This is a genomic window from Janthinobacterium sp. P210005 (assembly GCF_036231865.1).
Taxonomy (GTDB): domain Bacteria; phylum Pseudomonadota; class Gammaproteobacteria; order Burkholderiales; family Burkholderiaceae_D; genus Janthinobacterium; species Janthinobacterium kumbetense.
The window spans coordinates 207724-231263 of sequence record NZ_JAZARC010000009.1; the positions used below are offsets into that span (position 1 = coordinate 207724).

Sequence of the window (23540 nt, forward strand, 5' to 3'; positions counted from 1 at the left end):
TGACATCCTACCCAGTGGGTACGATGTCAAAAAAAAAGTGGGTTTTGCCGGTTTTCCACTGCCCCCCTTCATGTGCACCCGGTTTGTCGCTGAACATAGCGCGGCTCCCGCAGCCTTCCCCGAATAATCTACAATATCCCCATGAAACTCGACTCTTCCCCTATCGCCGCCATCGCCACCGCTCCCGGGCGCGGCGGCATCGGCGTGGTACGCGCCTCCGGCAAAAATCTCGCTCCGTTAATGACGGCCCTGTTCGGCGCGCAGGCGCTGAAACCGCGCCACGCCACCTATTTGCCATTCACGGAAAGCGACGGCGCCATCATCGACCAGGGCATCGCCATCCACTTCAAGGGCCCGCATTCGTACACGGGCGAAGACGTGCTGGAATTGCAGGGGCACGGCGGCCCCGTGGTGCTGCAGCTGCTGCTGGCGCGCGTGCTGGAAGCGGGCCGTGACAGCGGCTTGCGCCTGGCCGAACCGGGCGAATTCACGCGTCGCGCGTTTTTGAATGACAAGCTTGATCTGGCGCAAGCCGAAGCCGTGGCCGACCTGATCGACGCCTCCACGGAGGCGGCCGCCAAGTCCGCTTCGCAATCGCTGTCGGGCGCGTTTTCGAACACCATCCACGCGCTGGTCGAGCAGGTGACGGGACTGCGCATGCTGGTCGAGGCGACCCTGGATTTCCCGGAAGAAGAGATCGACTTCCTGGAAAAATCGAATGCGCGCGGCCAGTTGAAGGCCGTCATCGCAGCGTTGCATAAAGTGTTTGCGCAGGCGGCGCAGGGCGCGCTGCTGCGCGAAGGCCTCAATGTCGTGCTGGCGGGCCAGCCGAACGTGGGCAAATCATCGCTGCTGAACGCGCTGGCGGGCGCCGACGTGGCGATCGTCACGCCGATCGCCGGCACCACGCGCGACAAGGTCAGCGAAACGATCCAGATTGAAGGCATTCCGCTCAACATCATCGACACGGCCGGCATCCGCAGCGCGGGCGATACCATCGACGCTGTCGAGCGCATCGGCATCGAACGCACCTGGGGCGAGATCGGCAAGGCCGACGTGATCCTGCACTTGCTTGACGCAGATCATGGCCCGACCTTGGCCGATGAAACCATCGTCGCCGCCTTCCCCGAGGGCGTGCCGGTGGTGCGCGTGTGGAACAAGATCGACCTGTCGGGTCACAAGCCCAGCGTCGACAGCCTGCCCGACGCCACCCACGTGTATCTGTCCGCGCACGAGCACATCGGCATCGACTTGCTGCGTGCCGAGCTGTTGCGCATCGCCGGCTGGCAGCAGACGGGAGAATCGCTGTACCTGGCGCGCGAACGCCATTTGATCGCGCTCAAATCGGCCGGCAAGCACCTGGACATCGCGGCCGAACACGCGGCGCAGGACGACCAGTCGCTGGACTTGTTTGCCGAAGAACTGCGCCTGGCGCAAGTGCAGCTGTCGAGCATCACGGGCGAGTTTTCGCCTGACGATCTGCTGGGCGTGATTTTCAGCCGTTTCTGCATCGGCAAGTAAGGGCACACGATGAAAATGTTGATCGCTGCCGCACTGTGCTGTCTGCCCTTGCTGGTTCAGGCAGAGGAAAAGCTGCCGCGCGACGTGGTGCAGTTCATTGATCATGCGCAAATGTGCGAGCACTTTGCCGGCGAGTGGGATGACAATGACAAGGCGCGCCAGCGCGAGATCACGCAAGCCGTGGCTGCTTTTTGCGGCCAGGCGCAGCGGCAGTGGAAACGGCTGTCCGCCAAGTATGCAGGACAGCCGAAGCTGGAAAAAGTCATTGCCGACAATGCCAATGACGCGGTGCGCAGTTTCCGGAAATAACGGCCGCCCTGGCTTGCGGCGGCTCAGCTCTTCTTGCGCTTGGCTTGCTCTTCCTTGAATGTCTGGAAGGCTTCGATATGCTCGGCCCGCCGCAGCACGCGCGAGCGCGGGTCGAGCGTGTACGTGGCGCCAGCCGGCAGGGGCAGTTCGCCAAAGCCCAGCGCCATGGAAACGGTATGGATTTCCTTGCCGATACGCACTTCCACCGGCATCAGGAAGGCGAGGTCGGCAGGCGTCTTCCACAGCAGGCGCAGGGTGTCGCCGTCCCGCACGGCGGACAGCTCCGGCAGCGCGGCCTGGTACAGATAGGTCTGGAAGAACCAGTCGTAATTGCTGCCCGTGACTTTGTTGACGATGGCCATGAATTCCTGCGTGCTGCCATAGCGGGGCTGGAACTGGCCCGGCTGCGGCTGTTCCGTGCCGTAGACGAGCAGGCGCACGGCGCGGAAGAAGGCGTCGTCGCCGATCAGGCCGCGCAAGGTGTGCAGCACCAGCGCCCCTTTCACATAAATGTCGCCGCCCGGTCCGCCCTTTTTCAGGTCGTAGACTTCTTCCTCGCTTTTCGGCTTGCCCGAGACCATGGGCGCCTTGTTGACGATGCTGGCGCGCATTTGTTGCAACGAAGCAAAATATTCCTGTTCTCCCCGCAGATATTGCATGTACAGCGGTTGCATGTAGGTGCCGAAACCTTCGTGCAGCCACATATCGTCCCAGTTGCTGTTGGTGAGCTGGTTGCCGAACCATTCGTGCGCAAATTCATGCTGCAGCAGTTCGTCGTAGCCATAGCTGCTCTTGGCGAATTTGTTGCCATAGGCATTGATGGTCTGGTGCTCCATGCCCTTGTGCGGCGTTTCGGCGATGCCGACCTTTTCATCGCCAAACGGGTAGGGGCCGATGACGCTTTCAAAAAAATCTAGCATGGGCGGCAATTCCGCGAACAGGGCGCCCGCCTTGGCTTCGCTTTCCGGCAGATACCAGAATTGCAGGGGGATGCGGTTGCCGTAGCGGCTGGCGTACTCGCCCTGCAGGCTGCGGTAGGGCGCCACGTTGAGGGCGATGCCATAGGTGCTCGGGTGCTTGGCGCGCCAGTGCCAGGTGCGCCAGCCGTCGGCCTCATCCATGCCAAGCGCGACGCCGTTGCCGGCCGCCACCAGCGGCGCCGGCACCTGGATGTGCTGGTCGATCAGCTGGGCCTTGCCCATCGGGTGGTCGATGCAGGGCCAGAACAGGTCGCAGCCTTCGCCTTGCACGGCGCTGGCGATCCACGGCGCGCCATCTGCCGTGCTCGACCACACCATGCCGCCATCCCACGGCGCCTTCACGGCGACGTGCGGCACGCCGTGGTAGACGACGCGGATGGTGGTGCGCGCGCCGGCCGCGAGGGTGGCCGGCAAGGTCATGCTCAGGCGCCCGTCCGGGTTGGCATAGTCTTGCGGCCGCAGCGCCTTGCCGTCGATTTCGATGGCATCGACGGGCAGGTTGCGGTCCAGGTCCAGCGCGAAGCGCGAGATCGGCTGCGTCGCCAGGAAGGTCAGGCGCGCGTCGCCGGCGATGCTGCGGCTGGCCGGGTCGATGCGCAAGGTCAGGTCGGCGTGTTCGAACACCACCGCCAATTGTTCCGGCGTGCGTTCGGCGCCCGAATTGAGGGTGTAGGCGGTGGGCGCCTGCGTGGCGCAGGCGCTGAGCAGCAAGCAGGAGAGCAGCAGAGGGATGGGTTTCATGGCAGGCGCGCAAGTGAACGGAACACCGATTGTAGTGTGAAGTGACAACGTTGTCGTTTGGAAATTTCAAGGCGCCGATGGGGCAAGCGTGGCCGCCGTTGAGAAATGTCATGGGCTTCAAACTGCGCTGACGTAATCTTGCTGAGCGGCCTTGAAGTGCCGCTAGGAAAGGAAGCGCCATGGACAGCAAACAGCCGGATGTCGTTGAATGCGGGGATGAGGTCGTGGCGCGACGATTGCCCGCCATGCCGGAATTGATCGCCACCTTGCCGCCGAAAGGCGCGTGCTGGTACTGCGACAAGCCGCTCGACGCCGTGCGCCGCTTTTGCGGCAAGAGCTGTGGCATGGCTTACGCGGAAGAGGCGCAATACCACCCTTGAGTTCGGTAATTAGCGGCGCCGCAGCAGCGCCGCCAGCGCGCCGTCGTAGTCGAACTCATGTGCGGCAGCCGCCACTTCCTGGTAGACGTGCACGCCCAGGCTGGCCGCCAGCAGGCTGGCCGAGTTTTCCAGGATGTCGATGGCCGCGCCGTCGCCTTCGCGCAGGTGGCTGGCCAGGCGCGCCAGCAGCAGCTGGATGGCAGGCGCGGCCGGATCGGGCGCCACGTCCTGCGCCGCCGTGTGGGTCGCCTCCGGCGTGCCCAGCATGCTGCTGACCGCGCCCAGCAATTGATCTTGCGCCAGTTCCAGCTGCAGCATCTGCCGGGCCAGGTCGGGCGCCTGCGCGCGCAGTGCCGATTCCAGCGTTTCCGCCAGGCCGTGCACGTGGTGCGCGCCGATCATGCCGGCGGCGCCCTTCAAGGTATGCGCCTTCAGGCGCGCGGAGGCATAGTTGCCCGTGTCGAATTCGGCGCGGATCTGGCACGGCGTGGTGCCGTGGTCATGCAGGAAGCGGCGCAGGATTTTCAGGTACAGGATGCGGTCGCCCATGATGCGGCCCAGTCCGTTCTCGACATCGAGAATCCGGACCATGTCGGATGCCGCGAGGGCGGCATCATCATCGCAAGTGGCGTGTGGTTTCATCATGCCTGGTGTGCAGAGGGCCCCAAAACTTGTCAATTGCATTCATGCAATATCCACTATTTTACATCCAGTTGCCCTCGCTACTGCGTCCGCTTGGCAGACGCTGCCAGACTAACGCGTCGTGAATGACCAGCTGCGCGTGACGCTCGCGCCATTGACTTTGCCGATGAAACTCACGTCATAGGTGGTGGCCGCCAGCAGGGGGGCCAGCGGGATGATGGCGGCCACCGAGCGCGATGTATTGACGGCATCGGTTTCCTTGCTGAGCAGGCGTACCGCCAGGTCCGCGCCGGCGCCACGCTGGCGCACGGTGAATGTCGTCACGCTGAGGGTGGCGTCGAAATTCGCATGGACGCTGATGGGGTAGCCGACCACGTCCTGGTTGGGCACGGGATCGGGTTCCTCTTCATTGCTGGCGAAACTGGTGGCGACCTTGGTCTGTCCATCGAACGGGTAGCTGACGATCTGGCCGGCCGGCAAGCCGGGACCGTAGCGGCTGTTGCCCGCCAGGTCGGTGGTGAAATACGCATAGCCGCTGGTGTTGACGGCCGCGCCGGCGCCGCCTTCCTTGAAGACCGGTTCAAAGATGAGGAAGCGGTGATACACGGCCGTGATCAGGTTTTCCGCCATGTAGAAACCGGAATTGGTCGACACGCCCGCGATGACTTCGCCCCAGACGGAAGTGACGCCATAGCCGGACGCGGTCAGGCGGTCATACAGTGTTTCGCCGGTAAAGCCGGGCTTGCCTTTGACTTGATTGTGCACCACCACATTATTGCTGTTCAGATAATTGGAGTGGCCGAGTGCCGCGTTGTCGATCTGGCTATTGCGCACCAGCGGCGCCAGGCCGATCTGGCTGCGCCGGTAATTGATCCAGTTGAAACCATCGGTGGCGATATTGTTGCTGAGGACGGGAGCGCCCGGCTCCTGTGTCAGCTGCCCGGCCTGGGTCGAGGTGTTCAGCGACGTCTTGCCGCCGTTATCGCCGCCGCCGCAGGCGCTCAGCAGGGCTGCACTCAGCAGGGCGGGTATCCAGTACTTCCAACGCAGTGACGAGACAATCAAGTTGACTCCTGTATAGGTAGGCGGGCAGCGGTGGGGGCCGGCGTGCTGCCCTGTGAAACGATTCTAAGGCATTTTTATATGCCGTAGAGCATCAATGACAAGATATGTCGCGTGCTCGTGCGCAGACGGTGCCGCAGCTGCGCAGGGTAGAATGAGCATAGTGCAGCGTTTGCCGCTGCGTTGCCTCATTTCCGCTACTTTGATTGCCCACAAATTTGAACACATTGCCCAAGTCGCGCCTGCAGCGCGCCAAATACGCCTTGCCCAGCATGGTGACTTTGCTTTCGATAGCCTGCGGTTTTGCCAGCATCGTCATCTCCGTCGATAACGCCGGTGTCGGCAACCCCGCCGATTACCGGCTGGCGGCCGCGCTGCTGGTGCTGGCCGGGGTGTTCGACGCGCTCGACGGCTACGTGGCGCGCCTGACGAATACCAGCTCGCAGTTCGGCGTGCAGCTCGATTCCATCGCCGACGTGATGAATTTCGGCTGCGCCCCGGCCGTATTGCTGTACTGCTACGGCTTCGTGCAGATGGGCGTGCACGATCCGCTGCTGCTGCGCTTTGGCGGCATGGCCAGCTTCTTCTTTGTCGCGTGTGGCGCCATGCGCCTGGCGCGCTTCAATGTGAACGTGGGACGGACGGATCCCCTGTATTTCGTCGGCATGCCGATCACGGCCGGGGCCGCCTGCGTGGCGGCCGTCGTGGTGGCCTGGCCGGCACCCATCGATTCCATGCTGCACAGCTATCTGCTGATGCTATTGCTGGTGGGTGTGGGCAGCCTGATGGTGTCGACCTTGCGCTTCCCCAGCTCCAAGCAAAAGAAAAGCCTGGCCGCGCTGCTGGTGCTGATCGTCGCCGTCGCCCTGCTGGTGTGGCTGAAGACCAGCTTCTTCGCGCTGTTCTTCGCCGTCTACATCGCCGCCACCCTGTTGCTCAACCTGGCGTGGCACCTGGGCTGGCGGGGTATTGCGTTGCCGCAAGTCTTCAACGACCCGGACGAGATAGACTAAGCCACCTCGTGCCCGCGCGCGGCGCGCAGGATGGCGAACCAGTCGCTGCGGCTGAGCGCAAATTGCGTGCCCTCCACGGCCACGCCGACGGCTTCGATGCGGCCCGTGCCCGTCAGCGGCAGGGGGCGGCATGGCAGTTGCATGATCCAGGCGAATACCACGCTGGCAAACGGACGCTGCAGTTCATCCGCGATCTGCTTGATGACATTGCGCAAGTTCTCCACATTCGCATCGCCGCCCTGGAACAGCCGTCCGCCCGCCAGCGGCGACCAGATCATCGGCGCCACGCCCACGTCCTGCAAGCCGTCGAAGGTTTCATCGAACAGTGGCGTCACGTGCAGCGGCGAAAATTCCACCTGGTTCGTCACCAGCGGGAAGCGCCGGTGCAGGCATTCGAACTGGTGGCGGCTGAAATTCGACACGCCAAAGTGCAAGACCTTGCCCGCCGCTTTCAATTGCGTGAAGGCGCCGGCGATCTCGTCGAAATCCATCAGCGGGTCGGGGCGGTGGATCAGCAGCAAGTCCAGGCGGTCCGTCTGCAACTGGCGCAAGGTGTGTTCCACGGAACTGGTGATGTGCGCCGCGCTCGTGTCGTAATGCTGGATGGCATGGCCGGGACGGTGCGGCGACAGCAGCTTGATGCCGCATTTGCTGACCAGCTCCATCTTGTCGCGCAAGCCCGGCTGCAGTGCCAGCGCTTCGCCGAACAGGCCTTCGGCGCTGTAATCGCCATAGATGTCGGCATGGTCGAAGCTCGATACGCCCAGCGCCAGGCATTGCTCGATGAAGGCCAGGCGTTGCTGCGCAGACATATTCCACTCGCCGATGCGCCACATGCCGGCGACGATGCGCGACAGTTCGGGACCGTTGCTGCTCAAACGGCTGCGCGGCGCTTGCAGGCTGGCGGGAAATACATGGCTCATGGGCTGGCTTTCTGATGGTGACGTGAGGGGACTCGCCACGATTATAGCCAGCTAATCTAGAGCATGCTGCGGATAAAGCGGCAACACCGCTCCTGCAAGGCCGCATCGAGCTGGCCGCCCAGCTGCATCTGGTACACGAGCGCCGATTGCAGCATGAAGGCGAACAGGCGCAGGTCGAGGTCGGCGCGCACGCCGATGTTGAGCAGGCGCTGCACCACCAGGCTGATCCACGGCGCGACGATCTGCTCGCGAAAGCGCAGTTGCGCCGCCGCATCGTTGTGGATCAGCACCAGCAGGTCGCAGGTGAAGCGGCCGTCGGCGTTCAGGTTGTCGAAGATGCGCGCGCAGATCGCCTCGATTTCCTGGCCGTCCGGCATGTCGAGCGCGCGCTGCAGCTTTTCCGCCGTGCGCTTGACGAGCGCGTCGAGCAGCATGTCTTCGCGGCGCGGCCAGCGCCGGTAGATCGTCTGGCGCCCCACGCCGGCAGCGTCGGCCACCATCTGTATCGTCACCGCGTCGAGCCCATGCAGGCGCACCAGCATGACGATCGCTTCCAATACCGCATCTTCCACACCCGCCTTGCGCGGGCGGCCACGCGCCACTGCCTCTTTTTTGATCACGTCTAACCTGTCTCTGAATGTTTCTTTTAATTATGGTACGATGCGCACCGTAAATGCAAAGCAACTGCTTGTCAATCATCCTGATCAATTAACCGACAGGTGGGTACGCCGCGCCGCGATACTCCAGTCATCTCTACGTGAAATCTGCACTCTCCGCGGCGCATGCCCGCATTTTCTTTCTGACTCCCACATCCATCACTGTGGCGGCTCGTGCCGCCTGAGGAAAACCTATGAAAATCATCGGGATATCGCCCCATCGGCGTAACTTCCTGCGCAAGGCCGTCGGCGCCGCGCCTGCCGTGGCCTTGCTGGCCGGCGCCGGCGGCGGCCTGGCCATGGCCGTCTCCAAGGACCAGCCTGCCTACAAACCGCGCTTTTTCGACGCCACCGAATGGGCCACCCTGACGGCGCTGGTCGACCGCCTGATCCCCGCCGACGGCGAAGGGCCGGGCGCGCTGGAATCGGGCGCGCATGAATTCATCGATGCGCAGATGAACACGCCCTACGCGTATGGCGCGCTGTGGTACATGCAGGGACCGTTCGTGCCGTCGATCGAACAGTTCGGCTACCAGTTCCACATGGCGCCGCGCGAGCTGTACAAGAGCGCCCTGGCCGGCGTCAACGCAGCCGTCCATAAACAGTCGGGCAAGCCTTTCGTGCAGCTGAACGGGGCCGAGCGCGACGCCGTCATCACGCAATTGCAAAAGGGAACGTTGGACATCGGCGAAGTGCCGGCCAAGGTCTTCTTCAACCAGTTGCTGCAAAACACGCGCGAAGGTTACTTTTGCGATCCCGTGCACGGCGGCAACAAGGACATGCTGGCCTGGAAGATGGTCGGTTTCCCCGGCGCGCGCGCCGACTACATGGATTGGGTGGAACAGTATGGGAAGAAATACCCGCTGCCCCCTGTTTCTATCGCATAAGACTTTTTGTAGCAGATCAAAGAAAAAGAAAAACCATCATGAGTGATATCAAACCAGATGTAAAAATGAAGCCTGTCGATGCCGTGATTGTCGGCTTCGGCTGGACCGGCGCCATCATGGCCAAGGAATTGACGGAAGCGGGCCTGAACGTGGTCGCGCTGGAACGCGGCGAGTACCGCGACACCTATCCCGACGGCGCCTATCCGAAGACCCTCGACGAGCTGACCTACATCCAGCGCAGCAAGCTGTTCCAGGACATGTCGAAAAGCACGTTCACCTTCCGCCACAGCATCACGGGCGTGGCCGTGCCCTACCGCCAGATCGGCGCCTTCAAGCCCGGCACGGGCGTGGGCGGCGCGGGCTTGCACTGGTCGGGCATGCACTGGCGCGTCTTGCCGGAAGAGCTGCAGATCCGCAGCCACTACGAACGCCGCTACGGCAAGAAATTCATCCCCGAAGGCATGACGATCCAGGACTTTGGCGTGACCTACGCCGAGCTGGAGCCGCACTTCGATTTTGTGGAAAAAGTCTTCGGCACCTCGGGCCAGGCATATAAGGTCAACGGCATCGTCGTCGGCGACGGCAATGTGTTCGAGGGCGACCGCTCCGACAATTACGCGCTGGCGCCGCAAAAAGTGCCGTACACGGCCGAACTGTTCCGCCGCGCGGCCAAGGCCGTCGGCTACCACCCGTTCGTCAACGCTTCGTCGAACGCATCCGGCCCGTACACGAACCCGTACGGCTGCCAGATGGGACCGTGCAACTTCTGCGGTTTCTGCTCCGGCTATGCTTGCTACAACTATTCCAAGGCTTCGCCCAACGTCAACATCATGCCGGCCCTGCGCATGGTGGCCAACTTCGAATTGCGCGCCAACTGCAACGTCGTGCGCATCAACCTCGACGGCAGCAAAAAACGCGCGACGGGCGTGACCTATATCAATGCGGACGGCAAGGCCGTCGAGCAGCCGGCTGACCTGGTCATCGCCAGCGCCTTTGCCTACAACAATGCGCACCTGTTCCTGTTGTCGGGCATTGGCAAGCCATATGACCCCGTCAGCAATGAAGGCGTGGTGGGACGCAACATCGCCTACCAGATGATGTCCACCATCCAGACCTTCTTCAAGGAAGACACGAACACGAACCCGTTCATCGGCGCCGGCGGCACCGGCGTCGCGCTCGACGACTGGAATGGCGACAACTTCGACCATGGCCCGCTGGGTTTTGTCGGCGGCTCGCCCGCCTGGTGCAACCCGGCCGGCTCCAAGCCAATTTCCGGCATTGCCACGCCGGACGGCACGCCCGCCTGGGGTTCGGCCTGGAAAAAGGCCGTCAAGAAGAGCTACCTGAACACGGTCTCCTTCGACTGTCACGGCGCCAACATGACGTATCGCGACTGCTATGTCGACCTCGACCCCACCTACACGGACAAGTATGGCCAGCAATTGCTGCGCTTTACCTTTGACTGGAAGGAAAACGACATCAAGATGAGCCGTTTCGTCACCGACAAGATGATGAAGGTGGCCGAGGCCATGAATCCGGAAGCTATCAAGGTGTCCGTCAAGAACGTGGGCGACCACCTCGACTTGCGCAACTACCAGACCACCCACTGGGCGGGCGGTACGGCCATGGGCGCGGACCGCAAGACCAGCGTCGTCAATCGCTACCTGCAGAGCTGGGACGTGCACAACGTGTTTGCCGTCGGCTCCAGCGTGTTCCCAGTCGGCATCGGCTACAACCCGACGGGCCTCGTCTGCGCGCTGACCTACTGGTCGGCCAAGGCCATCCGCGAGCAATACCTGAAAGATCCCCGTCCCCTGGTCGCTTGATAAAGAACAAGAAGATGAACAACACATTCACCCATACCGTGGGCGCGCTGCTGCTGGCGCTCGCCTCCGGCACTGCCTGGTCCGCCACCACGGCCGCTGCCACCACTCCGAACGCCCAGCTGATACGCCAGGGCGAATACCTGGCCCGCGCGGGCGATTGCATCGCCTGCCACACGGCCGGCACGAAAGGCCGTCCGTTCGCGGGCGGCCTGGGCATGGAAACGCCGATCGGCAAGGTGTATTCCACCAACATCACGCCGGACAAGAAGGCCGGCATCGGCGACTGGAGCTTTGCCGATTTCGACAAGCTGATGCGCACGGGCGTGACCAAGCACGGCTATACCGTGTATCCGGCCATGCCGTATCCGTCGTACTCGCGCCTGAGCGAGGCGGACATGCAGGCGCTGTACGCCTATTTCATGCATGGCGTGAAGGCGGACCCGACGCCGAACAAGGCGGCCGACATCCCGTGGCCATTGTCGATGCGTTTCCCCTTGACCATCTGGCGCTGGGCCTTCGCTCCCACGCCGCAGCCGTATAAAACGCCGGTCACGGGCGACGCGCAATTGCTGCGCGGCGCCTACCTGGTGCAGGGTCTGGGCCACTGCGGCGCTTGCCATACGGCGCGCGGCGTGGGCATGCAGGAAAAATCGCTGACGGATGAGGGCAATACCACCTTCCTGGCGGGCGGCGGCGTGATCGACGGCTGGTCCGTGCCTTCGCTGCGCAATGAACACGGCGGCGGTTTGGCGCGCTGGAGCGCGGCGGAGATCGCCGAATTCCTCAAGACGGGCCGCAACAGCCATACGGCCTCGTTCGGCGCCATGAACGACGTGGTGGCCCACTCCATGCAGCACATGACGGATGGCGACCTGGCGGCGATGGCGAAATACCTGAAATCGTTGCCGCCATCGAATCCGGCCACGCCTGCCTTCGTGGCGGACGACAAGCTGGGCAAGCAATTGTTCAGCGGCATCGTCAATTCCACGGGCGCGCAGCTGTACCTGGACCGTTGCGCCGGTTGCCACCGTTCCGACGGCAAGGGCTACGACAAGGCTTTCCCTGCGCTGGCCGGCAATGCCGTGCTGCAGACGAACGATCCCACGTCAGCCATCAACATCGTGCTGTCGGGCGGCGCCGTGCCCGCCACGCGCACGGCGCCGTCGGCGCTGACGATGGCGCCGTATGCCGACATCTTCAACGATGAACAGACCGCGCAGGTGGTGACCTTCATCCAGACCAGCTGGGGCAACCGCGGCACGCCCGTGACGGCGGCGCAGGTGGCCAAGGTGCGCAAGGTGTCCGTGCCGGTGGAGCCATCGCAGACGGAAGCGACGTTTGCGGCAGGCCGCCACGGCACCTTCCCGCCCGTGGCGCGCCAGCCGCACTTGAAGGATGCGCCGGCGAAGTAATTGACGTAACGCAAGACGAAAAAAATGCCCGCAGCATCTGCGGGCATTTTTTATGGGGGACGCTAACTGCTTATTTCAACCACAGGCGCATCGAATCCCAGGCACGGCCGAAGATCGTGGCCTGGTTGATGGTTTCCAGTGCAACGACCGGCAGTTCCAGCAAGACCTTGTCGTCGACCATCATTTTCAGCTTGCCGACAGGCGCGTTTTCAGCCAGTGGCGCGACCAGCGGGTCCTTGCGTTCCAGCACAGGTTTCATCTTGGCGGCCGTGCCTTTTGGTACGGTGACGAGCACATCGCGGGCGAAACCGATTTTCACGGTGCCTTTCGAGCCCTTCCACACTTCCGGCGTGGCCACGGCCTGGCCTTTCGAGTACAGCTTGACCGTATCGAAGTTCTGGAAGCCCCAGTTCAGCAGCTTCTGGCTTTCCTGCGTGCGGGCCTGGTCCGACGTGGTGCCCAGCACCACGGAGATCAGGCGGCGCTCGCCCGTGCCGCCTGGACGGCGGGCCGAGGCGATCATGCAATAGCCGGCCGCTTCCGTGTGGCCCGTCTTCATGCCGTCCACGGTTGGGTCCAGCCACAGCAGGCGGTTGCGGTTAGGCTGGGTGATCTTGTTGTACGTAAAGCTTTTCACGGAATCGATTTTGTAGAATTCCGGGTAGTCGGCGATCACGCGCTTGGCCAGCACGGACAGGTCTTGCGCTGTGGAATAGTTATCGGGGCTAGGCAAGCCATGCGGATTGGCAAAACGCGTGTTTTTCAGACCCATGCGTTGCGCTTCGCGGTTCATCAGCACGACGAAGGTGCCTTCATCGCCGGCCACGGCTTCAGCCAGGGCCACGGCGGCATCGTTACCCGATTGAATCATCAGGCCATGCAGCAAGTCGTCGATCGACACGGGCGTGGCCGGGTCGATGAACATCTTCGAGCTGCTCGAATCGACTTTCCAGGCACGCACGGACACATTCACTTTTTGGTCCAGCGCCAGTTTCTTTTCGCGGATGGCGGCAAACGTCAGGTAAGCCGTCATGATCTTGGTCAACGAAGCCGGCTCGATGCGCGCGTCCGGATCTTGCGAAGCAATGATCTGGCCGCTGGTGGCGTCAAGCAACAGCCAGGACTTGGCGGCAATGGTCGGGGCTGGAACGCTCTGGGCGTAGGCGGCGGAAAAGAACAATACACTGGAGGCCAGTGCCGCTAAAAGTTTTTTCATGGGGCTGGTCTGCGAGAAAAAGATGAAGGCTGAGGGCCATGCTGTTGCTACCTGCATGGCCGCGTGGAAAAAACGGATCAATTATAGCCGTGGAGGCGCTAGTAAGCCCACACTTCAATGATCATCTGCTGCTATTGCGGGTTTGTCACCATGCCACAGGGCAATCACGAGGTTCTTGATGTGATTGAGCTTGCGGTGGAAAAAATGGTCGGCGCCGGGGATCACGATCACGGGAATGTCTTGTGGACGGGCCCAGTCGAAGACGGCGGACAGGGGAATCGTGTCGTCCAGTTCGCCGTGGATCAAGATGGTGTCGGCGGGAATGTCCGCCATGGCCCACTTGCCGGCCGCGCTGCCGATCAGCGCCAGGCGCTCGGCGGGCGTGCCGGCGGCGGCCAGGCGTTCCTGCAGCTTCGATTGCACGAAGGTGCCGAACGAGAAACCGGACAAGGCCACGGGCAAGCCCGGATACAGGCCGCGCATGTGTTCATACAGCAATTGCATGTCGTCCGTCTCTCCCGCGCCATGGTCATGCACGCCTTCGGAAGCACCGACGCCGCGGAAGTTGATGCGCGCCACCACATAACCGAGGGCGACAAACGCGCGCGCCAGGGTTTGCGTGACCTTGTTATCCATCGTGCCGCCGTACAGCGGATGCGGATGGGCAACGAGGGCGATGCCGCGCGGAGTGTCTGCCGGGAAATCGAGCAAGCCTTCCATGCTGCCTGCATGGCCGGCGAGGGTAAATTTTTCCGAGTTTCTGTTCATGATGCTCATACTGGTGGGTATCTCTTAAATTGGCATTAAATCTTGAGGCGTTCGACAATTTTGCCGCCCACCAGGTGCGTATCGATGATTTCATCGATATCGCTGGTATCGACATAGGTGTACCAGGTCGCTTCCGGGTAGATCACCAGCAGCGGGCCTTCTTCGCAGCGGTCCATGCAGCCGGCCTGGTTGATGCGGATCTTGCCCGCGCCATTCATGTCGAGCTCCTTGATGCGGCGCTTGCAATGCTTTTGCGCCGCTTCCGCGCCATGGTCGCCGCAGCTGTTGCGGCCGTCTTCACGTTTATTCATGCAGAAAAAAACGTGGCGTTCAAAATACGGTGCGTCGCTCATACTATTCTCCTGCTGATTCATCAATGCGCCATGATAACGCTTATGGGTGGTCTTCGCGACGCTGGCGCTGCGCGTCTTCCTGCCGGTTCAGGCGGTGCGAGGGCAGGCACAGGAACCACAGGGCCATGAAGGGCCACAGCAAGGCGAGGAATTGCGCCGCGCCATTGAAGTTGAGGAACTTGCCTTGCACCCAACCTTGCAAGGTCGACATGAAATACGGGTTGATCGGCGTCGTATTCACCATTACCAGGCTCAGCAGCAAGGTGGCGGCCGCGATGCGGCGTTGCGCCACGTGCGGTGCGAACGCCAGGCCGCCCAGCATGATCAGGCCGATCAGGAAACCGCCCTGGGCGCCCGGCGTGATCCAGACGAAGGCGTTTTCCGGCGAAAACAGCAGCGCGCTGGCCATCGAGCGCACGGTCAGGGCGGCGGCGATGAGGATCAGCATCAGCACGGCGCGGGGCGCGGCGCGGCGCAGCAGGCACAGCAAGGTGAGCACGGCGCCCGTCATGCCGCAGGCTGTGATGATGGTTTCTGAAAGCCAATATTGCTCGACAGTTAAGATCACGTCGGGCCGCAGATAGGTGGCCAGGTCGATCTCCATGCCCGCCAGGCGCGACAGCCAGTCCGACAGGATGGGCAGCAGCTGGCCCAGGCCGAACAGATAGCCTTGCGGATAGATTTGCGCCAGCGGCCACAGGGCCACCAGCACCAGGCCCTGGCTGGCGTGCTGGGCAAACCAGCGCTGGCGCAGGCGGTACAAATGGCTATGGTCGAGCAGCTTGCGCGCCGTCAAGGCGCCGATGAGGGAACCGATGAAGCAGCCGGCCGAGTTCGTATAAAAATCCAGGTTTGACGAGACGCGGCTGGGCAAATAGGTTTGCACGGCTTCCATGCTGCCGGAAATCAGCACGCCGCACAGGCTGGCGACGATGACTGCAAAGAAACCTGTGATCCTTGGAAACAGCGAATACACGATCAAGGCGCCCAGCGGGATGTAGCCGACGACGTTGATGCCCACGTCGAAGCCCGTCCAGTAACGGGGCATGCGCGTGTTTTCCAGGAACGTCAGCGGCGACAAGCCATTGCTGTGCCAGCCCGTGAATGGAAACCAGCTGGCGTACACGATCAGGAAGACGTAGGCGAGCAGGGTCGCGCGCGACACGGGCGAGGAGCGGGCGGGCGGCAGTGGTGCCGCCGGACTGGCGGGGGAAGCTGGCGCCGTCATTCTTTCGGGATGGTCAGCGTGCCCAGCCAGGTCAGCAGGTCGGCGGCGATGGCGTCCGAGGCCGCCGCCAGCGCTTGCGCGCCCCCTTGCGCGTCGGCGCTGCTTGCCGGGCCGCTGCGGCTGAAGGTTTTCTGGTCGATCAGGCGGTGGCCGCGGAACAGCGAGGCGCGCAGCGACACGTGGCCGCTGCTCTGCGTCTGCGTATCGAAGTTTTGCGAAAAATCATCGACGTCGATGCGCAGCAGGGGCATGCCGGCGGCCGCGTCCGTGGTCGACAGCACTTTCACGCCGCTTTGCGCCACGCGCGTCTTCAGGCGCTGGCTCAGCAGCTGCAGCGGCGGCGTGTTCCAGCGGTTGTAGGCGTACGGCCGCGATTGCTGCGCGTCGGCGTACAGCAATCGGTAATACATGCGCTGGCTGTCCAGCCAGGATGGGCCGTTGGCGTCGGCGATCACCAGCACGGGCACGGCGGGCGCGGCCGGTTGTACTGCCGCCGCCTGCGGCGCCGGCGGGCCGAAGTCATAGAAAGTGGGGACGGGGCCGCGGCTGGCGCAGCCGCCGAGCAACAATGCCGTGGCCAGGGCCAGCACGCTGACAGGGGAAAAGCGGGGGAAGTTCATCGTGCAATCTCCTTATTTGCCCGGCGCCGAAAAACCGGGCTCGCCCGGACCGGGCGGAATGTCTGGGGCGCCGAACAAGATGCTCTGCGGCTGTTCATTGAGCGTGCTCATGGTGGTTTTCAGGGCGCGCATCGAGGAACGCGCCTCGCCGCTCAGCTCGATTACCTGCGGCAAGACTTCCAGCGATACGCCATTGGCCACCGTTTCCACGGAATTGCCGACCCGGTCGACCGTGCCATTGACCTTCTCGAGCACGCCGCCGGGCGCCTGGATATCGTTGCCCAGCTTTTTCCACGTGGCCGTCAAGTCCGACACGTTCTTGCTGGCCGTACTGACGGCCGTCAAGGTTTGGCGCGTTTGTTCCGTCAGCTGCGGCAATTGCGTCAGGGTCGGTTCCAGCTGCTGCGGAATGGCGCCAAAGGCCTTGGCCGCCTTGCCCACTTCGTTGAAGGCGCCCAGCATGGCCGCCTGGTTGTCGGGGCTGAGCAGGTTATTCACCTTGTTGGTGATCTGTTCGGCCTGGTCGAGGATGCGCTTGCCGCGTTTTTCCAGCTGGTCGAGCAAGCCCGCGCGCAGGGGAATCAGCGAGGGCTTGTCCTTGCTGGTGCCCAGCAGTGTCGAACCCACGTGCTCGTCGTCGAGCTGGATGTAGGCGATACCCGTCACGCCCTGGTAGCCCAGGGTGGCAAAGGTGGTGTTGGTGACGGGGGTGTCGGGCGCCACGCTGATGTGCACGAGGATTTGCCCCGCTTTTTGCGTGTCGAAGTCGATGGCGTCGACCTTGCCCACTTCCAGGCCCCGGTAGCGCACGGTCGCCTGCGGATTGAGGCCCGGCACGGACAGGGTGGTGGCGAGCAGGTACGGCACCCGTTCCACGCGGTCGCGGTTGAACCAGACGCCGAACAGGATGGCGGCCACCAGCAGGGTGAGTGTAAAAAATCCCGTCATCAGGGCATGTGATCTGTTTTCCATTACTTCTCCGCTTTCTTGTCTGTGCCGGCGTCGTCGCCCGGCTGCGCCGCCTTGCCGGCCGCCTGTTTCTCGTCGAGGACGGCCAGCGCGCGCTTGCCGCGGTCGCCGAGGAAAAATTGCTTGATGAACGGGTGGTCGACTTCGATCACCTCGCGCGTGGGGCCGATGGCGATCACGTGTTTTTCCGCCAGCACGGCGATGCGCGTGGACAGGGCGAACAAAGTGTCGAGGTCATGCGTGACCATCACCACCGTCAAGCCCAGTTCGCGGTGCAGCGACTGGATCAGCGACACGAAACTTTCCGACAGGTCCGGATCCAGGCCGGCCGTCGGCTCGTCGAGGAACAGCAGCTTCGGTTCCAGCGCCAGGGCGCGCGCCAGGGCCACGCGCTTGATCATGCCGCCCGACAAGTCCGACGGCATTTTCAGCGCATGTTCCGGGCCCAGGCCCACCATATTCATCTTCAATAGTACCGCGTCGTGCACCAGCGCCTCGGGCAGCACGCGCAATTCGCGCATCGGCTGGGCCACGTTGTCGAACACGGTCAGGGCCGAATACAGGGCGCCTTGCTGGAACAGCATGCCCCAGTGGTTGCGCAACTGCTGCAACTGGTCGGAACTTGCCTGGTTGATATCTTCGCCAAAGACTTTGACGCATCCGCGTGCCGGATGTTCCAGGCCCAGCATCTGGCGCAGCAGCACCGTCTTGCCCGTGCCGGAGCCGCCCACGATGGACAGGATCTCGCCCCGTTCGATTTCCAGGTTCAAGTCCTGGTGCACGACGGTGCGGCCGAACTTGGTCCACAGATTGGTGATTTCCACCACGGGCGCGTCGCCATGCAGGTTGAACTGGCCTTCCTTGCCCGTGCCACAGGCGATATTGGTGTCGTCCGCCATCAGTAGCCCACTCCATTGAAGACGATGGCGAACACGGCGTCGGCCAGGATCACCACGGTGATGGCCGTGACGACGGCGGTGGTGGTGCCGCGCCCCAGGCTTTCCGTGTTGGCCTTGATGCGTAGGCCGAAATGGCACGAGACCAGCGCGATCAGCATGCCGAAAATCACGCCCTTGCCCAGGCCGATCATGTAGTTGGCCAGCGGCACGGCATCCGGCAGCTTCTGGATGAAGTAGCGCGCCGACAGATTCAGTTCCACCTTGGCCGCCACCATGCCGCCGATCAGCGCGGCCGTGTCCGTCCAGATGACGAGCAGGGGCATGGAAATGGCCAGGGCCAGCACTTTTGGCATGATCAGGCGGAAACCGTGCGAAATGCCCATCACCAGCATGGCGTCGAGCTCTTCCGTGACGCGCATGACGCCCAGCTGGGCCGTGATGGACGAACCGGAGCGGCCGGCCACGAGGATGGCGGCCAACAATGGCCCCAGTTCGCGGATGACGCTCATGCCCAGCAGGTTGACCAGGTAAATGTCGCCGCCAAAGGCGCGCAGTTGCTGCGCGGACAAGTAGGACAGCACGACGCCGATCAGGAAGCCCACGAGGGCTGTGATGCCCAGCGCCTGGAAGCCCGCATGGAAGATATTGGCGGAAATTTCGCGCCACGGCCCGCGCATGGGATGGCGCGCAAAGCGGCCGATATCCTGCGTGACCTGGCCTACGAGGGCGATAAAACCCTTCAAATGTTGGAAAAACAGCAAAATAGCCATGCCCAGCTTCATCACGGGCGTGAGGCGGTTGGCGCGCGAGGGCGGCGTTTGCAGCGGTCCCGTTTCCTCGATGCGCCGGAAAAACTCTTCCTGCGACGGCGCCAGGGTCAGTTGCGCGGGACGCCGCTTGCCCCAGGCATTCCAGAACAGCTGGGCACCGATATGGTCCATGCTGTCGATGGCGGACAGGTCCCATTGCGCCTTCGCATCGCCCTGCAAGGGCTTGAGCTGGGCATCGATGGCCTTGATCGCATTGTCATGCGCCAGCGCGTGCACCTGCCAGGTGCCGCTGGCAGTGACAAGGGCTCCCTGTTGGGAGCTGGTCTGGGAGAGGGTCAGTTTCGGCGATTGTACAGTCGGCATCGTGCCAGTTTAAGGGAGAATGGCGCAGACCGCCACCGCTGTTCAATCGCCGGCCCCTCAGGACGCCAGGTGGCGTGCCTGCCGCTGCGGCAGGGCCACGTCCGGGCGCACCTTGGCATTGCTAGTACTCACTTCGCTTGGCTTGCCATGCGCGGCCGCCTGCGCGCCGCCCGCATAGTCGCTGGCCACGAGGGCATTGGCCTCGACCGCACTCATGCCGCGCGTCTGCAGCCATTGCGCCACCAGCTTGGCCAGGCGTTCCATGGCGATGCGGTGGGTGGCATCCGTGTGGGCGTACAGCCAGTTCGAAAAATCCATGAAGTTTTCAAAAGGTGCATCACCGAGCATCCATTGCACCGTATTGGCGAAGCGGCCCGAGTTGGCCACCAGGTCCCAGTAGCGGGCGAAGCGCACGAGGCGCTGCATGCTCATGAAATCGAGCTGCTTGTTCGCCAGGATGGTATAGGGCGGGTGCGGGTCGAACACCATGCCATAGTTTTCCGTATGGCGGATGATGGGCGTGCCGCGCAGCCGTTTTAATATGCCGAACTGGATTTCATGCGGTTTCAGGGCCACCAGCTTGTTGAAACCGGCCGCGAAGCTCGCTTCATCCTCGCCCGGCAATCCGGCGATCAAGTCCACGTGCAGGTGGGCGTTTGATTCTTCGCACAGCCAGCGGATGTTGTCGGCCGCCTTTTGATTGTCCTGCTTGCGGCTGACCAGCGATTGCACGTCCGGATTGAAACTCTGGATGCCAATTTCAAATTGCAGCGCGCCGGGCGGGAACTTGCTGATGCCTTCTTTCAAGGCGTCGGGCAAGTGGTCGGGCACCAGCTCGAAGTGGGCGTAGATCGGATCGTCCGGATTCGCCTCGATCTTGTCCAGAAAGAACTGCATGATCTTCAGGCTGGTCTTGATGTTCAGGTTGAAGGTGCGGTCGACGAACTTGAACAGGCGCGCGCCGCGCGCATGCAGGGACTCCATTTCGGCCAGGAAGTTGTCCAGCGCAAAGGGCCAGGCCGTCTTGTCCAGCGCCGACAGGCAGAATTCGCACTTGAACGGGCAGCCGCGCGACGCTTCCACGTAAATCGTGCGGTGGCGGATATCGTCGTCTGTATACAAGGAGTAGGGCAGTTGCAGTTCCGCCAGCGGGGCTTGCACGCCCGCGTGGATCTTCATCAGCGGCTTCGGGCCGTGGAGGATCTCGCCGCACAGCTTGGGGAAGGTGACGTCGCCCCAGCCCGTGATCAGGTAGTCGGCCAGCTTGACGATCTCTTGCTCGCCCGCCTCATGCGACACCTCCGGCCCGCCCAGCACGATGATGACCTCGGGCGCCACGCGCTTGAGCATGGCCACCAGCTTCGTTGTTTCCTCGACGTTCCATATATACACGCCAAAACCGATGATGCGCGGCTTGTTGACGAGGATGCGCTCGACCAGTTCCGTGGTTTTCGTGCCGATGACGAATTCCTGCAGCCGCGTCTGCGCTTGCAGCGGCCCCATATTGGCCAGCAAATAGCGCAATCCCAGCGAGGCGTGGGTGTAGCGGGCGTTCAGGGTGGAGAGCAGGATGGTCATGGGAGGCGATTGAAACGGCGAAACCGCTATTTTACGCTGTCGCGTCAGCTGTGCGCTGCGGCCACAAATGCCATGTTACCATTTGTCAATAATTACTAACTTGTCAATGCTACGGCGGGTAAAAGGGATATACGGTGCTGGCGAAAAAAGTACTCAATAAGAAAGTTCTGCTCGGGGCGCTGGCTGGCGTGGCCGTGGTGGCTGCCGCGCTGGTCGGTTACCGGGTCTTCGGCTGGGGCATGCTGGGGCCGGTCAACGGCTTGAAGCTGGACTTGTCCAGGCCCGATGCGCTGGTCCGCACGAAAAGCCTGTCGACCTTGCCGCGCGACTTGCTGACGGTACCGCTGGCGCGCGACGTGCTGCGCGAGGATTTCCTGTTCTATTACGAGCAGAGCGAAGACCGGCTGGGGCTCAAGGGCAGCTTGCGCCGCATCGCCTACGAACATGAACTGGGCTGGGGCGACCAGCTGCTGCGCATGGTGCTGGACCAGCCCGCGGAAGTGGCCCTGTGGCGCGACGCCGACGGCTCGCTCAAGCATTTCGCCATCGCCGTGTCGCGCAACCAGCTGACGCGCCTGCTCGAGGAAGCGGGCAAGATCGCCTTGAAGGATACGCAAATGCGCGTGGCCGGCAGCTTGCGCGTCGATGGCGGCCAGGTGCCCGTGTATGCGCTCAATTACGCCTACCAGCGCACCTTGCTGTTTGCCGCGCACGGCCAGCGCCTGGTCATCCTGTCCCATCCCGGCATGCTGTATGGCGGCAGCGACGGCAAGAGCGGCGATGGAACGGCCGAGAAAACCGTGGCCAGCCTGCTGGCGCCGGAAGCGGCCAAACAGAACGTCTTTCATGCGCAATTCCATCTCGACGGCGCCGCGCCCGAGGGCCACAGCATCGCCGTCAAGGCGGACTTCCTGTCGTTCGGCTACCAGCCCTTCTTCGGCGCGCTCGAAGCGCTGCGCTTCGATTTTCAAAAGGGCGCCTGGCAGTCCAAGGTGCTGCTCAATGCCGACAAGCTGAAAAACGGCGGCTATGACAGCAGCGCCCTGTGGCCCGTGCTGCCGCACAGTCCCAGCGCCTGCTTCAGCGTGCCGGTGGACTGGTCCGCGCTGCAACCCGTGCTCAAGCGCCTGGGGAGCAAGACTTCCGAGCCGGTGGTGCCGCTGGCCGGGCACTTGCAAGGGCCGGCCGCCGCCTGCTGGTACGGCACTTCGCGCCTGCATACGCCGGTGTTTGTCGCCACGCGCAGTGCGCAGGCCGGGGATGACGCTGCATATGGCAGCCTGTTCGAGGCGGCCATCGGCGGCAAGGACCCCGTGCGCAAGACGACCGGCAAGGATAGTAAAGGTGAGTTCGTACGCTGGGAACGCAGCGTCGCCACGGCCCTGGGCCAGTCCACGCCGGCGCTGGCCGTGGCCGGCAATACGGTTGTCTTCTCGGCCGACGGCAAGCTGGTGGACCAGGTGCTGGCCGTGCGCCGCAAGCAGGCCCCGGCGGCCAGCGACCTGCTGCCCGATGGCGCGCATACCATCGGCCTGATCGCCCCGGCATCGCTGGCCCGGCTGATCCAGCTGGAAGCCTTCGATACCCTGCCGGCGAATAACGAACCGGTACTGCGCGCGGCCGCCAACGAACACCTGGTGCCGCGCCTGAACGCCTTGAAAAAATATCCGCCGCTGCGCATGGTGCTCAAGCGGCAGCCAGACAGCGGCACGTCATGGGAAACGCTGGAATGGCAGGAGACTGCGCGATGACGGTGTGGCATGCGCGCCGTGCCGCCTTGCGCGCGCTGGCTGGCGGCGCTGCCGCCGTTACCTTTCCCCCTGCCCGGGCCCTGCGCGCGGCCGCCGAACCGCAAGTGCAGCTGTCGCAGGCCCAGAGCCGCGCCTTCCAGGCCTGGATGTTGCGCATTGTCAATGTGCAGATCGAACGAGGGCCGTCGCCGCGCTGGACGCACCGCGATTGCGCGGGCCTCGTGCGCTTTGCCGTCAATGAGGCGCTCACCGTGCATGATGCGAAATGGCTGCGCGCGAACGGTATCGCCAGCGACCGGCGCCTGCCGCCCGAACTGGAATTGAGCGCGGCCCAGGCGGCCCTGCGCAACCGCTGGGTGCAGACGGATGGCAAGGTCGGCCACTTCGTCACGGCGCTGGCGCTGGTGCAGCACAACAGCCGTTTCATCGCCCGCGAAATCAGCCAGGCGCTGCCCGGCGACCTGCTGTTTTTCGACCAGGGCGACGAACAGCATCTGATGGTCTGGATGGGGGCGCGCATCGCCTACCACACCGGCACCGTCACCCCCGACGACAATGGTCTGCGGACCGTCGATATCAAAGAACTTACGAGCTGGAAGGACACGCGGTGGCAACCTGTGGTCAACAATCCGAATTTCGCCGGTGTGTTCCGGCTGGCGTTCCTGTCATGAAG

The 23540-nt window shown here is 63.1% G+C and carries 23 protein-coding genes; 9 read left to right on the forward strand and 14 right to left on the reverse strand.

Going from position 1 to position 23540, the window contains the following annotated elements:
* Positions 1 to 141 precede the first annotated feature (141 nt).
* Both mnmE and VPH40_RS27635 read left to right on the forward strand, forming a co-directional pair.
* Entirely contained in the window at positions 142 to 1521 is a 1380-nt protein-coding gene (gene mnmE / locus VPH40_RS27630) for a tRNA uridine-5-carboxymethylaminomethyl(34) synthesis GTPase MnmE (protein WP_099666166.1), read from the forward strand.
* Positions 1522 to 1530: 9 nt separating this feature from the next.
* Positions 1531 to 1830, forward strand: coding sequence for a hypothetical protein (locus VPH40_RS27635; RefSeq protein WP_143451424.1), 300 nt, complete (start codon positions 1531 to 1533; stop codon positions 1828 to 1830).
* A gap of 23 nt (positions 1831 to 1853) precedes the next feature.
* On the opposite strand, the gene VPH40_RS27640 is transcribed toward VPH40_RS27635, so the two are convergent.
* Positions 1854 to 3551 carry a M1 family metallopeptidase gene (locus tag VPH40_RS27640; RefSeq protein WP_328575013.1) on the reverse strand — a complete coding sequence of 566 codons (1698 nt, stop codon included), beginning with the start codon at positions 3549 to 3551 and terminating at the stop codon, positions 1854 to 1856.
* A 179-nt stretch (positions 3552 to 3730) separates the two neighbouring features.
* Between VPH40_RS27640 and VPH40_RS27645 the strand changes: the two genes are divergently transcribed.
* Entirely contained in the window at positions 3731 to 3931 is a 201-nt protein-coding gene (locus tag VPH40_RS27645) for a hypothetical protein (protein ID WP_077408887.1), read from the forward strand.
* Positions 3932 to 3940: 9 nt separating this feature from the next.
* Here the strand turns inward: VPH40_RS27645 and VPH40_RS27650 are convergent, their stop codons facing one another.
* Together VPH40_RS27650 and VPH40_RS27655 are read right to left on the reverse strand one after the other, a co-directional pair.
* A complete protein-coding gene (locus VPH40_RS27650) occupies positions 3941 to 4576 on the reverse strand; it encodes an Hpt domain-containing protein (RefSeq protein ID WP_099666169.1) in 636 nt (211 codons plus the stop codon).
* Positions 4577 to 4684: 108 nt separating this feature from the next.
* Complete coding sequence (locus VPH40_RS27655; RefSeq protein ID WP_328575014.1) at positions 4685 to 5638, reverse strand: CAP domain-containing protein; 954 nt, start codon at positions 5636 to 5638, stop codon at positions 4685 to 4687.
* Positions 5639 to 5907: 269 nt separating this feature from the next.
* On the opposite strand from VPH40_RS27655, the gene pssA reads away from it, so the two are divergent.
* The gene (pssA, locus tag VPH40_RS27660; RefSeq protein ID WP_328575028.1) at positions 5908 to 6648 is read left to right on the forward strand and encodes a CDP-diacylglycerol--serine O-phosphatidyltransferase; all 741 of its coding nucleotides are present in this window, start codon (positions 5908 to 5910) and stop codon (positions 6646 to 6648) included.
* On the opposite strand, the gene VPH40_RS27665 is transcribed toward pssA, so the two are convergent.
* Together VPH40_RS27665 and VPH40_RS27670 are read right to left on the reverse strand one after the other, a co-directional pair.
* Complete coding sequence (locus tag VPH40_RS27665; RefSeq protein WP_251351656.1) at positions 6645 to 7571, reverse strand: aldo/keto reductase; 927 nt, start codon at positions 7569 to 7571, stop codon at positions 6645 to 6647. The two genes, pssA and VPH40_RS27665, sit on opposite strands and share 4 nt — an antisense overlap.
* Positions 7572 to 7627: 56 nt before the next feature.
* Entirely contained in the window at positions 7628 to 8191 is a 564-nt protein-coding gene (locus VPH40_RS27670) for a TetR/AcrR family transcriptional regulator (protein WP_218965297.1), read from the reverse strand.
* A 230-nt stretch (positions 8192 to 8421) separates the two neighbouring features.
* On the opposite strand from VPH40_RS27670, the gene VPH40_RS27675 reads away from it, so the two are divergent.
* From VPH40_RS27675 to VPH40_RS27685, 3 genes are read left to right on the forward strand one after another with little or no spacing between them, the layout of a single operon-like run.
* Positions 8422 to 9114, forward strand: coding sequence for a gluconate 2-dehydrogenase subunit 3 family protein (locus VPH40_RS27675; protein ID WP_289900485.1), 693 nt, complete (start codon positions 8422 to 8424; stop codon positions 9112 to 9114).
* 38 nt (positions 9115 to 9152) lie between these two features.
* A complete protein-coding gene (locus tag VPH40_RS27680) occupies positions 9153 to 10940 on the forward strand; it encodes a GMC family oxidoreductase (RefSeq protein ID WP_328575015.1) in 1788 nt (595 codons plus the stop codon).
* A gap of 14 nt (positions 10941 to 10954) precedes the next feature.
* The gene (locus VPH40_RS27685; RefSeq protein WP_328575016.1) at positions 10955 to 12352 is read left to right on the forward strand and encodes a cytochrome c; all 1398 of its coding nucleotides are present in this window, start codon (positions 10955 to 10957) and stop codon (positions 12350 to 12352) included.
* A gap of 70 nt (positions 12353 to 12422) precedes the next feature.
* On the opposite strand, the gene VPH40_RS27690 is transcribed toward VPH40_RS27685, so the two are convergent.
* The 9 genes from VPH40_RS27690 to VPH40_RS27730 form a co-directional block, all read right to left on the reverse strand.
* Positions 12423 to 13568 carry a D-alanyl-D-alanine carboxypeptidase family protein gene (locus VPH40_RS27690; RefSeq protein WP_099668326.1) on the reverse strand — a complete coding sequence of 382 codons (1146 nt, stop codon included), beginning with the start codon at positions 13566 to 13568 and terminating at the stop codon, positions 12423 to 12425.
* A 114-nt stretch (positions 13569 to 13682) separates the two neighbouring features.
* On the reverse strand, positions 13683 to 14336 hold the full coding sequence (locus VPH40_RS27695) for an alpha/beta hydrolase (RefSeq protein WP_070280179.1): 654 nt from the start codon (positions 14334 to 14336) through the stop codon (positions 13683 to 13685).
* 35 nt (positions 14337 to 14371) lie between these two features.
* Positions 14372 to 14689, reverse strand: coding sequence for a (2Fe-2S) ferredoxin domain-containing protein (locus VPH40_RS27700; protein WP_034781335.1), 318 nt, complete (start codon positions 14687 to 14689; stop codon positions 14372 to 14374).
* Positions 14690 to 14729: 40 nt separating this feature from the next.
* The gene (locus tag VPH40_RS27705; protein ID WP_099666174.1) at positions 14730 to 15917 is read right to left on the reverse strand and encodes a VanZ family protein; all 1188 of its coding nucleotides are present in this window, start codon (positions 15915 to 15917) and stop codon (positions 14730 to 14732) included.
* On the reverse strand, positions 15914 to 16537 hold the full coding sequence (locus tag VPH40_RS27710) for an ABC-type transport auxiliary lipoprotein family protein (RefSeq protein ID WP_328575017.1): 624 nt from the start codon (positions 16535 to 16537) through the stop codon (positions 15914 to 15916). The genes VPH40_RS27705 and VPH40_RS27710 overlap by 4 nt, the downstream gene beginning before the upstream one ends.
* A gap of 12 nt (positions 16538 to 16549) precedes the next feature.
* Positions 16550 to 17509: an MlaD family protein gene (locus tag VPH40_RS27715; protein ID WP_099666176.1), complete on the reverse strand. Its 960-nt coding sequence runs from the start codon at positions 17507 to 17509 to the stop codon at positions 16550 to 16552.
* Positions 17509 to 18405, reverse strand: coding sequence for an ABC transporter ATP-binding protein (locus VPH40_RS27720; RefSeq protein WP_289913963.1), 897 nt, complete (start codon positions 18403 to 18405; stop codon positions 17509 to 17511). Before VPH40_RS27720 ends, VPH40_RS27715 begins: the two co-directional genes overlap by 1 nt.
* Positions 18405 to 19538: an MlaE family ABC transporter permease gene (locus VPH40_RS27725; protein ID WP_289913961.1), complete on the reverse strand. Its 1134-nt coding sequence runs from the start codon at positions 19536 to 19538 to the stop codon at positions 18405 to 18407. Before VPH40_RS27725 ends, VPH40_RS27720 begins: the two co-directional genes overlap by 1 nt.
* 57 nt (positions 19539 to 19595) lie before the next feature.
* Complete coding sequence (locus tag VPH40_RS27730) at positions 19596 to 21116, reverse strand: B12-binding domain-containing radical SAM protein (RefSeq protein ID WP_328575018.1); 1521 nt, start codon at positions 21114 to 21116, stop codon at positions 19596 to 19598.
* Between the two features lie 134 nt (positions 21117 to 21250).
* On the opposite strand from VPH40_RS27730, the gene VPH40_RS27735 reads away from it, so the two are divergent.
* Positions 21251 to 22867 carry a DUF2138 family protein gene (locus VPH40_RS27735; protein ID WP_328575019.1) on the forward strand — a complete coding sequence of 539 codons (1617 nt, stop codon included), beginning with the start codon at positions 21251 to 21253 and terminating at the stop codon, positions 22865 to 22867.
* A complete protein-coding gene (locus tag VPH40_RS27740; RefSeq protein WP_328575020.1) occupies positions 22864 to 23538 on the forward strand; it encodes a DUF1175 family protein in 675 nt (224 codons plus the stop codon). Before VPH40_RS27735 ends, VPH40_RS27740 begins: the two co-directional genes overlap by 4 nt.
* Positions 23539 to 23540: the final 2 nt, after the last annotated feature.